The organism is Pectobacterium betavasculorum, from assembly GCF_000749845.1.
In the GTDB taxonomy this organism is placed as follows: domain Bacteria; phylum Pseudomonadota; class Gammaproteobacteria; order Enterobacterales; family Enterobacteriaceae; genus Pectobacterium; species Pectobacterium betavasculorum.
Map to the genome: position 1 here is coordinate 686,312 of NZ_JQHM01000001.1, position 11,983 is coordinate 698,294.

8 protein-coding genes are annotated in these 11,983 nt (G+C 49.8%); 6 read left to right on the forward strand and 2 right to left on the reverse strand.

The features are described from left to right. Positions 1–223: 223 nt before the first annotated feature. A complete protein-coding gene (trxB, locus tag KP22_RS03095; RefSeq protein WP_039322306.1) occupies positions 224–1,186 on the reverse strand; it encodes a thioredoxin-disulfide reductase in 963 nt (320 codons plus the stop codon). A 599-nt stretch (positions 1,187–1,785) separates the two neighbouring features. Between trxB and lrp the strand changes: the two genes are divergently transcribed. From lrp to KP22_RS03125, 6 genes are all read left to right on the forward strand, one after another. Beyond that, positions 1,786–2,280 carry a leucine-responsive transcriptional regulator Lrp gene (lrp, locus tag KP22_RS03100; RefSeq protein WP_005967536.1) on the forward strand — a complete coding sequence of 165 codons (495 nt, stop codon included), beginning with the start codon at positions 1,786–1,788 and terminating at the stop codon, positions 2,278–2,280. A gap of 114 nt (positions 2,281–2,394) precedes the next feature. Beyond that, complete coding sequence (locus tag KP22_RS03105; RefSeq protein WP_039322308.1) at positions 2,395–5,844, forward strand: DNA translocase FtsK 4TM domain-containing protein; 3,450 nt, start codon at positions 2,395–2,397, stop codon at positions 5,842–5,844. 214 nt (positions 5,845–6,058) lie between these two features. Continuing rightward, complete coding sequence (gene lolA, locus KP22_RS03110; RefSeq protein ID WP_039300684.1) at positions 6,059–6,670, forward strand: outer membrane lipoprotein periplasmic chaperone LolA; 612 nt, start codon at positions 6,059–6,061, stop codon at positions 6,668–6,670. 7 nt (positions 6,671–6,677) lie between these two features. After that, the gene (locus KP22_RS03115) at positions 6,678–8,021 is read left to right on the forward strand and encodes a replication-associated recombination protein A (RefSeq protein ID WP_039322310.1); all 1,344 of its coding nucleotides are present in this window, start codon (positions 6,678–6,680) and stop codon (positions 8,019–8,021) included. A gap of 103 nt (positions 8,022–8,124) precedes the next feature. Further along, positions 8,125–9,420 (forward strand): serine--tRNA ligase, encoded by a 1,296-nt coding sequence (gene serS, locus KP22_RS03120; RefSeq protein ID WP_039300678.1) that lies wholly within the window; start codon positions 8,125–8,127, stop codon positions 9,418–9,420. A 315-nt stretch (positions 9,421–9,735) separates the two neighbouring features. Beyond that, on the forward strand, positions 9,736–10,890 hold the full coding sequence (locus KP22_RS03125) for an MFS transporter (RefSeq protein ID WP_039301113.1): 1,155 nt from the start codon (positions 9,736–9,738) through the stop codon (positions 10,888–10,890). On the opposite strand, the gene KP22_RS03130 is transcribed toward KP22_RS03125, so the two are convergent. Beyond that, positions 10,876–11,817, reverse strand: a complete 942-nt coding sequence (locus KP22_RS03130) for a LysR family transcriptional regulator (RefSeq protein ID WP_039322313.1) — start codon at positions 11,815–11,817, stop codon at positions 10,876–10,878. The two genes, KP22_RS03125 and KP22_RS03130, sit on opposite strands and share 15 nt — an antisense overlap. Between the last annotated feature and the right edge of the window lie 166 nt (positions 11,818–11,983).

An 11,983-nucleotide genomic window follows, 5' to 3' on the forward strand; every position in this document is an offset into this window, starting at 1 on the left:
CGTTATGTTGCAGAAATGGACTTAACAGAAAATAACTCTTATGTAACTGTTAGGTAACAAAATTATCTTCTATCATGCAGAATGACGCCATGTTACCGCGACAGCGACGCACTGCAAATGAAAAGCAGAAGGGAAATGGGGGAGGCGATCAATTTTTGTGTTGTGGGAGGCAAACAGGAAGGAAGAAACGGATAGGCAATTGCCGATCCGTTTCAGTATCGTATTACTTATTAACGGTCAGTCCGTCCAGGTAACGCTCTGCATCCAGTGCGGCCATACAGCCTGTACCGGCTGAGGTAATAGCCTGACGATAAATGTGATCCATCACGTCACCTGCGGCAAAGACGCCAGGAATACTGGTCTGTGTCGCATTGCCGTGAATACCGGATTGCACTTTTATATAGCCGTTTTCCAGTTCTAACTGACCGCCGAACACCGCCGTATTCGGGCTGTGGCCGATAGCGATAAATACGCCAGCCAGTTCCAGTTCTTCTGCGGTATCGCTTTGTGTATCGCGGATACGCACACCGGTCACGCCCATGTCATCGCCCAGCACTTCGTCCAGCGTACGGTTGGTATGCAGGATGATGTTGCCGTTTTTGACTTTGTCCATCAGACGGTCGATCAGGATTTTCTCCGAACGGAATGTCTCGCGACGGTGGATCAAATGCACTTCCGCAGCGATGTTAGACAAATATAACGCTTCTTCTACGGCAGTATTCCCGCCACCAACAACGGCAACTTTCTGATTACGGTAAAAGAATCCGTCGCAGGTTGCACAAGCTGAAACGCCTTTGCCTTTAAATGCGTCTTCAGATGGTAAACCAAGATAACGAGCTGATGCGCCAGTAGCGATGATCAGCGCGTCACAGGTGTACTCGGCGCTATCCCCGAATAAGCGGAATGGACGGTTCTGCAAATCAACGCGCTCAATATGATCGAAGATCACGTCGGTATTGAACTTGGTCGCATGTGCGTGCATACGCTCCATTAACAGCGGGCCAGTTAAATCATCGGCGTCGCCCGGCCAGTTTTCTACTTCGGTCGTGGTCGTCAGCTGACCGCCTTTTTCCATACCAGTGATTAATACTGGCTGTAAATTCGCCCGTGCAGCATAAACTGCGGCAGTGTAGCCAGCAGGGCCTGAGCCCAGAATCAATAACTTGTGATGTTTAACGGTACCCATGCTTTCCTCATTTCATGACGGCAGATAATGCCCATACGGATTGTTCCTACGACAACGGACCTTCCATACTATGAACAATCTATAACGATGAACATATCTACCACGGACAATGAGAATGATTGTAAGGAAATTACAAGAGTAAAAAAAGTGTGCAGAAAAGTTGCTGGCTATTTGTTTAATCGTTAATGACGATGATGATGACAAACCGCTGAAAAATCAGCCACATTCATAAGCAAAATGATTGAAGTCACCTTGGCGAATGGCTTTGGCTTATCCAATCTGGCAGTTTCTTCTGATTTTCGTTGTTTTGCTTTGACAATCGGCTGTGCATTTGCGAAAACATCTGGGTAAGAGGAAATTTTTTGTATATGGACAGTTAAAAGCTCGGCTTTTTGTTCGTTTTTACGCAGGTAGGCCTTTGGGCTACGGATATGTCGTGATGGTCTTCTTCGCGGGTGAGTAATGCCTGGAGCGAGAGCGAGAAGTTAATCACTGTTGATATACAAAATAGGCAGCGTGTCTTCTTTAAGGGTAACTCTGATACATGAGGTCTATCGGGGTAAAGCGTGTGCAGGGAAAAGTGAAGAGAGACAATAATAATGGTAGACACTAAAAAACGGCCAGGAAAAGATCTCGATCGTATTGATCGTAACATCCTGAACGAATTGCAAAAAGATGGGCGTATTTCCAATGTCGAGCTTTCCAAACGGGTTGGGCTATCGCCAACGCCTTGTCTGGAGCGTGTGCGTCGTCTGGAAAGACAAGGTTTCATTAACGGCTACACAGCGCTGCTAAACCCGCATTATCTGGATGCGTCACTGCTGGTTTTTGTTGAAATAACGCTAAACCGCGGCGCGCCTGATGTATTTGAACAGTTTAACTCTGCGGTGCAGAAGCTAGAGGAAATTCAGGAATGCCATCTGGTTTCCGGTGATTTTGACTACCTGTTGAAAACGCGCGTGCCGGACATGTCTGCTTACCGTAAGCTCCTGGGCGAAACATTGCTGCGTTTGCCGGGCGTAAACGACACCCGTACTTACGTGGTGATGGAAGAAGTGAAGCAAAGCAATCGTCTGGTCATTAAGACGCGATAAACACGTGGGTGCAAAACCCGATAAATTCAGCTACACTCCTGTGAATTTATACAGTCCCAGCGCCGGGTTTGCTCGGCGCTTTGTCATAAACCTTACAGGCCCCTGGAGAGACTCTTGAGCCAGGAATATACAGAAGATAAAGACGTTACCCTGAAAAAACTCAGCGGAACACGTCGCTTGCTTGAAGCGATTTTGATCGTTGTGGCACTTTTTGCGGTTTATCTCAGTGTCGCACTACTCAGTTTTAGCCCCTCGGATCCCAGTTGGTCACAGACTGCGTGGCATGAGCCTATCCATAACTTTGGTGGTGTGGCGGGTGCCTGGTTGGCCGATACGCTGTTCTTTATTTTTGGCGTTTTGGCCTACGCCATTCCGCCGATTATGTTATCGCTGTGCTGGGCTGCTTTCCGCCAGCGTGATAACCACCAATCTATTGAATATTTTACCTTTTCACTTCGCCTGATTGGGACGCTGGCGCTGATCCTGACCTCGTGTGGTTTGGCTGCGTTGAATATTGACGATCTCTACTATTTCGCTTCCGGTGGTGTCTTGGGAAGCCTGTTGAGCAGTTCAATGATCCCTCGTTTCAATAGCATGGGGGCAACGCTAATTCTGCTGTGCGTTTGGGGCGCTGGCTTGACGCTGTTTACTGGCTGGTCATGGTTAACCATTGCCGAGAAAATCGGCGCCGGTGTGTTGGGCTGTCTGACATTTATGTCAAACCGTTCGCGCCGCGATGAGGACTATCGTGAAGAAAACGAGCGTGAGGACGATGAACGTGATGCGCTTAACGTGCAGCATGATAAAGTATCAGGCGAAGCGATAACACAACAGCGTGATGACGATGATGTGCTGTTTTCTGCGCCTTCCGTTGCTGATGTCGTAAGCGACACGGCGACGGATAATAGGGCAGAGGAAGAGTCATCACCTTCTGCCGAAAACGCGCCAGTAGCGACACAACCGGCTATCTTGGCAGACACACCAGCGGTTGCGTCAACGTTACCTGACCTGGTAGCGTCTGGCATTGTTCCTCCCGTTACCCCATCAACGATTGACACAGCACCGTCGCTGAACCCGCCACTATATTCGTTTGAGGTTCCTGAAGCCCCTGCCGCGATGTCGGAGAATGTCGCTACGCCTGCTCCTCTTAGCAGTGCGCATACGCCTTACGGGAATACTTATGGAAATAGTGTCGTACCGCCGATTGTCGTGTCTCCAGCGGTTCAACCATTTGCTGAACCGCCACAGCCGGCACAAGATACGGATTTCAATGCGAACAACACCTTTACGCCTGCATTCAGTGCTGATGGGGATGATAATCCTCAGATCAAACGCGGCGTAGGGCCGGAACTGCCACGTCCTAATCCGGTTCGAATTCCTACGCGCCGTGAACTGGCGTCATACGGAATCAAGCTGCCGTCACAGCGTCTTGCCGAAGAACAAGCAAGGCTACAGGTGCAGAACGGTAGCACAGAAACGGAATTGATGAACGATGTGTATCAGGAAGAGACGCCTGATGATATCGCTCAGCAAGAAGCTGCGTTGCAGCAAGCGTATCTGGATCAGCAGCGCCAGCGTTACGGTGATGAGTACCCGTTACAGGAAGACGATGAAGACGCACTTCTGCAAGCGCAGCTAGCCAGAGATTTCTCTGCACAGCAGCAGTCACGTTATGACGCCAGTACGTCGCAGCGCGATGAAGACATTCCTGCTCCGATAGCATCGCCTGCGGCCAGTGAGCCGATTCAGCCAAATCCTGTGGCATCACATAACGCCTTTTCATTCTCACCGTTTAGCGCGGAGAGTGAGCGCCAGCCTGAGCCACGTACGTTCAGCGAACCCACGTATTCGCAGCCAGCCTATAACACTGAGCCCGATCTTCCGCCGATGCATGCTGGCGAAGATGAAGATGTGGACGACGGGCGCAATCCGCAGGTGTCTGATCAGCCAGTGCAATCGACGTCAGCGCCTGTTGACGTTACGCGGCAGGAAAATTCAGCAGCGCCAACGCACCATCCGGCAATGGATGGCCTGATTCATCCGTTCCTGATGCGTAATGAGCAACCGTTGCAGAAACCGACTACGCCGCTGCCAACGTTGGATTTGTTGACTCCGCCACCAGCAAGCGAAGCGCCTGTTGATAATTTCGCTCTGGAGCAAACGGCGCGACTGATTGAAGCGCGGTTGGCTGATTTCCGGGTAAAAGCGGATGTGGTCGATCGCTCTCCTGGGCCGGTAATCACACGGTTTGAATTGGATCTGGCACCGGGCGTTAAAGCGGCGCGTATCTCGAATTTGTCGCGTGATTTGGCGCGTTCACTGTCAGTCGTTGCCGTGCGTATTGTTGAGGTTATTCCCGGCAGGCCTTACGTTGGGCTGGAATTGCCGAATGCACACCGTCAGACGGTTTATCTGCGAGAAGTGTTGGACTGTGATGCATTCCGGCATAACCCTTCACCGCTGGCGATAGTGTTAGGGAAAGATATTTCTGGCGAGCCTGTCGTTGCAGATTTGGCGAAAATGCCACACCTGCTGGTTGCTGGTACGACGGGGTCGGGTAAGTCGGTCGGCGTCAACGCCATGATCATCAGTATGTTGTATAAAGCCACGCCAGAAGACGTGCGCTTTATTATGATCGACCCGAAAATGCTGGAGCTCTCTGTATATGAAGGCATTCCGCATTTGTTGACGGAAGTCGTGACTGACATGAAGGATGCAGCAAATGCACTACGCTGGTGTGTGGGTGAAATGGAGCGCCGTTATAAGCTGATGTCTGCGCTTGGCGTGCGCAATCTGGCGGGATACAACGAACGGGTGATGACAGCAAATGCCATGGGGCGTCCGATTCCCGATCCGTTCTGGAAGCCGGGCGACAGTATGGATATGACGCCACCAGTCTTGGAAAAACTGCCGTATATTGTCGTTATGGTCGATGAGTTTGCTGATCTGATAATGGCAGTGGGTAAGAAGGTTGAAGAACTGATTGCCCGACTGGCGCAAAAAGCGCGTGCCGCGGGAATTCACCTGGTACTGGCGACGCAGCGTCCTTCGGTCGATGTGATCACTGGGCTGATCAAAGCGAACATTCCAACGCGAATTGCGTTTACCGTTTCCAGCAAAATCGACTCACGAACTATCCTCGATCAAGGCGGCGCGGAATCGCTCTTGGGAATGGGGGATATGCTGTATATGGCACCTAACTCCTCAATACCTATCCGTGTTCACGGTGCTTTTGTACGCGATGAGGAAGTTCATGCTGTCGTTCAGGACTGGAAAGCGCGCGGTCGCCCTCAATATATCGATAATATTGTCAGCGGTGGCGATGATGCTGAAGGTGGAAGCCTCGGTCTTGATGGCGATGAAGAACTCGATCCTTTGTTTGATCAGGCCGTGGCGTTTGTGGTCGATAAGCGTCGTGCCTCCATCTCCGGCGTACAGCGCCAGTTCCGAATTGGCTATAACCGCGCGGCGCGAATCGTTGAGCAAATGGAAGCGCAGGGTATCGTCAGTTCTCCAGGGCACAATGGCAACCGCGAGGTCTTGGCACCGCCGTCTATGGAATAGTACGCGGTATTGATTGAAGTCACTGCCTAATAAGGGCTGCGCGAGCAGCCCTTACGCAAAGAAGCGTAAAAGCGGCAATAAGCAGATAATTCACCTATCACCGCTCAAGTGGGTTCAGATAACATAGATCTACGAATAACGCGGACGCGATGTAAAACGCCTGATTTAGCTAGGCGAAGGCGCGTTATATTTAGACATTCAAAGGATTATGCGTATGAAAAAGTGGTTAGCTATCAGTTGCCTGATTGCAGGTGTTACCTCAACCGCTGTCTATGCGGACGCGGCAAAAGATTTGCAGGGTCGCCTCAATAAAGTAAACAGTTTCCATGCAAACTTCAGCCAGAAAGTAACCAGTGCCGATGGTGCAGCGGTGCAGGAAGGAGAAGGTGAACTGTGGCTGAAACGCCCTAATTTATTTAACTGGAAAACCACAGCGCCTGATGAAAGTGCATTGATTTCTGACGGTAAAACACTTTGGTTTTACAACCCGTTTGTTGAACAAGTCACGGCAACCTGGCTGAAAGATGCAACGGGAAATACGCCGTTTATTCTGATTACGCGTAACGATGCCAGCGACTGGAATAAGTACGATGTACGGCAGAAAGGCGATGATTTTGAACTTACCCCGAAGTCGGCGAGCGGCAACCTGAAGCAGTTTGCGATTAATGTGACAACAAACGGCACTATTAAGCAGTTTACCGCAACGGAACAGGATGGGCAGCGGAGCGCTTATGTGCTGAAGAACCAGCAAAACGGCGTGGTGGATGCTACGCAATTCACTTTCACACCGCCGAAAGGCGTTACGCTGGACGACCAGCGTCAGTGAGGCCAAAGTGAGCAATCTGTCACTGGATTTTTCCCATAACGAGTTCCAACCGCTGGCCGCGCGTATGCGGCCAGCGACATTGGCGCAGTATATCGGTCAACAGCACCTGTTAGGTGGTGGTAAGCCGTTGCCACGAGCCATCGAGGCAGGGCAGTTGCACTCAATGATCCTTTGGGGGCCACCGGGAACGGGAAAAACCACGCTGGCAGAACTGATTGGGCATTATGGGCAGGCCGATGTTGAACGCATTTCTGCCGTGACGTCCGGCATCAAAGAAATTCGCGAAGCGATTGAGCGTGCCCGACAAAATCGTAATGCGGGGCGACGCACCATTTTGTTTGTCGATGAGGTTCATCGTTTCAACAAAAGTCAGCAGGATGCGTTTTTGCCGCATATCGAAGATGGGACGATCACTTTCATTGGTGCGACAACGGAAAATCCTTCTTTTGAGCTTAATTCAGCATTGTTGTCTCGTGCCCGCGTTTATTTGTTAAAAGCGCTGACAGCAGAAGATATCGAGCAGGTTTTACTGCAAGCGATGAGCGACAGCGAGCGTGGCTATGGTGGACAGAATATTGTTCTGCCTGCCGAAACTGGGCGGATGCTAGCCGAATTGGTCAATGGCGATGCCAGACGTGCGCTGAATAGCCTGGAAATGATGGCGGACATGGCGGAAATTGACGCGCAGGGCATACGTGTTCTGACGCCAGCACTTCTCAACGAAATTGCTGGTGAGCGCAGCGCGCGCTTTGATAATAAAGGCGACCGCTACTACGACCTGATTTCAGCCTTGCATAAATCGGTGAGAGGCTCCGCGCCGGATGCGGCTCTCTATTGGTACGCACGTATCATCACTGCCGGTGGCGATCCGCTATATGTTGCTCGACGCCTGTTGGCAATTGCTTCGGAAGATGTCGGTAACGCCGATCCACGTGCAATGCAGGTAGCGATTTCTGCCTGGGATTGTTTTACTCGCGTTGGCCCCGCTGAAGGGGAGCGCGCCATCGCTCAGGCGATTGTTTATCTAGCCTGTGCCCCAAAAAGTAACGCGGTGTATAGCGCTTTCAAAGCGGCGATGCAGGATGCCCGCGAGAAGCCAGACTATGATGTTCCCGAACATTTGCGCAATGCACCTACCCGCTTGATGAAAGAAATGGGGCTTGGGGCAGAGTATCGGTACGCACATAACGAACCCAATGCTTATGCGGCTGGCGAGATCTACTTTCCGTCGGAAATGGCGGATACGCACTATTACACGCCGACCTCGCGTGGCCTTGAAGGCAAAATTGGTGAAAAGCTCGCCTGGCTTGCTGCTCAGGATCAAAATAGCCCGACAAAACGCTACCGTTGAACTAAGCGTTGCGGTAAGGTTATTGCCGTATTTTCTGAAACCGGCCGCGTAGCGCGCCGTGTACGCCATCATTTCATTTGATAATCATAAGCACAGGATTAGCATGCTCGATCCCAATTTACTGCGTAATGAGCTAGACGCAGTCGCCGAAAAGTTACTGGTTCGCAGAGGCTTTAAGCTGGATGTTGAAACCCTGCGTAAGCAGGAAGAACGTCGTAAAGTATTGCAGGTAGAAACCGAAAGCCTGCAGGCAGAGCGTAACTCCCGATCGAAAGAGATTGGTGCAGCGAAAGCACGCGGTGAAGATATCGAGCCTTTGCGTCGTGAAGTTAATACATTAGGCGAAAAACTGGATGCCGCGAAAGCCGAGCTGGATCAGTTGCAGAATGAAATTCGCGATCTGGCGTTAACGATCCCGAACCTGCCGGATGATTCAGTGCCGCTTGGGAAAGACGATTCACAGAACAAAGAGGTTGCTCGTTGGGGTGAGCCGCGTAAGTATGATTTCGCCGTACGCGATCATGTTGAACTCGGCGAGATGGCTGGCGGACTGGATTTTGCCGCTGCGGTGAAATTAACAGGTGCGCGCTTTGTCGTGATGAAAGGACAGATTGCTCGCTTGCACCGTGCGCTTGCCCACTTTATGCTGGATTTGCACACACAGCAGCATGGTTATCAGGAAGCGTATGTGCCTTATCTGGTAAACCACGCAACGCTATACGGTACAGGGCAGTTGCCTAAGTTTGGTGAGGATTTGTTCCACACCAATCCATTAAGCGAAGAAGCAGAAAGCAGCCAATATGCGCTGATCCCAACGGCTGAAGTTCCGCTGACCAATCTGGTCCGTGACGAAATTCTGGATGAAGAATCCTTACCGTTGAAAATGACCGCACACACGCCTTGCTTCCGTTCAGAAGCGGGTTCGTATGGTCGTGATACGCGTGGGTTGATTCGTATGCACCAGTTTGACAAGGTTGAACTGGTGCAAATCGTCCGTCCTGAGGATTCCATGCAGGCGCTAGAAGAGCTGACGACTCACGCCGAAACGGTGTTGCAACTGCTGAAATTACCTTATCGCAAAGTATTGTTATGTACTGGCGATATGGGATTTGGCTCCACTAAAACTTACGATCTGGAAGTTTGGTTGCCAGCGCAGGACACGTACCGTGAAATCTCTTCCTGTTCAAACATGTGGGATTTCCAGGCGCGCCGTATGCAGGCACGCTGCCGCAGCAAATCCGATAAGAAGACTCGACTGGTTCACACGTTGAATGGTTCTGGTCTGGCGGTTGGTCGTACACTGGTAGCGGTTCTGGAGAACTATCAGCAAGCCGATGGTCGCATCGAAATTCCTGAAGTGTTACGTCCGTATATGGGCGGGTTGGAATTTATTGGCTAATTGTGGTTATTTGAATTAAGCGCCTAAGGGCGCTTTTTTTATGTCTGATGTTCGGTAATATTTTTTCATCGTAAAAGTAATTCGTCTACCTTGCTTCATGTGTGTGACGTAATTGTTAAGATAAAAATCATTTAAAATCAGGCCATTGTTGATGTTCTACTTTTAGTGGTAGCGCCACGCTTGTGAATGTTGATTAATTCTTTCAATCCATAATTCGAGAAAGGCGTTTTAGCACTTTTTGCCTGGATTGACTTTTAAATACGCAGTGGCATGATGCGCTCACTCTTCTCTGGTTGTTTGGTTATCCACTTCGCTATGTCTGCTTATTCTCGCCCAGTGCTGTTATTGCTCTGTGGACTGCTGCTGCTGACGGTTTGTATTGCGGTATTAAATACCTTGGTTCCACTTTGGCTGAGTTATCAATCTCTTCCTGTCTGGCAGGTTGGCCTCGTTGGTTCATCCTATTTCGGCGGAAATCTGATTGGAACGCTATTAGCGGGTAAATTAATCAAACTTTATGGGTTTAACCGCAGCTATTATTTCGCGGCTTTGTTATTTGGTATTGCGATCGTTGGCCTCGGTATTTCTGCGGATATCGGCAGTTGGTTATTCTGGCGTTTCCTTGCTGGAGTAGGCTGCGCATTGATCTGGGTTGTGGTCGAAAGTGCCTTGTTATGTAGTGGAACGCCGATGCAGAGAGGGCAATTGTTGGCTGCTTATATGATTGCCTACTATCTCGGTAGCGTGATTGGACAGCTCTTACTTGGCGTGTTGCCTACGTCATTGTTGAACGTGCTGCCGTGGATGGTCGCGTTAGTTATTCTGGCCGTATTACCACTGCTGTTTACTCGTCTTCCTGCACCGCCAGAACAGCACGAGAAGCATGTCAATATGTGGAAAATGCTGGCGTATCGCAGTGCGCGTTTAGGCGTACATGGTTGTATTATTTCTGGCGCAATTTTAGGTTCGTTGTATGGTTTGATGCCGCTATTTCTCTCCCATCAGGGAATGAATGATGCGCAGGTTGGGTATTGGATGGCGCTGCTGATCAGCTCAGGCATTGTCGGTCAATGGCCTGTTGGACGGATGGCAGATCGTTATGGCCGGCTATTGGTTTTGCGGGTGTTAGTCTTCGTGGTGATTATTGGCTGCATTGCCATGCTGAGTATTAGCCACTACGCCATGGCACCATCGCTGTTCCTGTTGGGATGCGCAGGATTTACCTTATACCCCGTTGCCATGTCATGGGCATGCGAAAAAGTACGACCTGACGAACTGGTGGCGATGAATCAGGCGTTACTCCTCAGCTACACGCTTGGCAGTCTTTGCGGACCAAGCGTTGCTGCGGTATTGATGCAGAGCTACTCCGATCGATTACTGTTCGTACTAATTGCTGCTGTTGCGATGATCTACCTGATGATGTTGCTCAGAAAAGCCGATCATCATCCAACGCCATTAGCTGCTGCCTGAGCTAGCGGCATCAAGGCTGGCGAGGGAATCTTGTCCTGCTTCGACCATATTGTTCCACAGCGCCTCTGCTACCGGGCTAAGGCGCTGCTTTGCATTTCGCACCAGGTAAAATATGCTGGTGAGTTTAAGTTTTTCAGGCGAAATGGCAGTAAGTTGCCCATTTTCAACCCATTTATTCGCATAGTGGTCAGGAAGAAAACCAACATGCGTTCCAGCCAACAAGAGTAGTAAACTGCCTTCTACGTTCCAGGCGGTATTTTGCAAACCTTTCTTTGCTACTGGGCCGAGCTGTTTACTAATTTCGTGCAGCGCATGACCACCAATGAGTAATCTGTTTGGGTTAAGTGTTCCATCTCGCCACTCTTTTTCTATCCTTGCTGCATTTTCCGAGGTGGAATAAAAATAACTTTTCTCAACAAAAACGGGTTGGAAATAGATGTCTGGTGGGACATCATCCGGTAAAACGCTCAGGATAATATCGATATGTCCGTTTTTTAAACGTTCCATTAGCGGTGTATAATCACCGATCTCCAATTCAACAGCAACGTCGGGACTTTGAACGTATAATTTTCCAATCGCGTTGGAGATGACTTTAGCAGGATGGGTGACGGTATTATCCAAACAACCAATGCGAGCTTCACCAATGAGTTGGTGCTTGATCCTGGCTAATCGATTTGCAAAGTCATCTAGCGTAGCAATGACAGATTTTGCTTCCTGATATACAACTTCGCCTTCTGTTGTGAGAGCAAACCCTCCACGACCGCGCTCACACAAAACAAGCCCAAGCGTATCCTCAAGGCGTGATAGATAATGACTCAAGACAGGTTGGCTTAAGCCAGTTACGGCTTGTGCATTGGTAATACCTTGTTTTTCAACGATTTTACAAAAAAGCTTTAACCACCGAATCTCCAGTTTATCTAAGCGCATAGCATTTCCTTCGCATACATTACATATCTGAATGTTAACATCAAAATATATCTGTATTAATCGATATGAAACCGATTTATCTTGTTGCTACGCCACATTATTGATGTGGTCGCCACAAAAAATCGTGGTTTATGCGTCACATCAGGGTCTCTCATAAAGCATAATG

Coding starts and splice junctions, on each gene's coding strand:
- trxB (WP_039322306.1), bottom strand. CDS start 1,186: ATGGGTACCGTTAAACATCACAAGTTATTGATTCTGGGCTCAGGCCCT.
- lrp (WP_005967536.1), top strand. CDS start 1,786: ATGGTAGACACTAAAAAACGGCCAGGAAAAGATCTCGATCGTATTGAT.
- lolA (WP_039300684.1), top strand. CDS start 6,059: ATGAAAAAGTGGTTAGCTATCAGTTGCCTGATTGCAGGTGTTACCTCA.
- serS (WP_039300678.1), top strand. CDS start 8,125: ATGCTCGATCCCAATTTACTGCGTAATGAGCTAGACGCAGTCGCCGAA.
- KP22_RS03125 (WP_039301113.1), top strand. CDS start 9,736: ATGTCTGCTTATTCTCGCCCAGTGCTGTTATTGCTCTGTGGACTGCTG.
- KP22_RS03130 (WP_039322313.1), bottom strand. CDS start 11,817: ATGCGCTTAGATAAACTGGAGATTCGGTGGTTAAAGCTTTTTTGTAAA.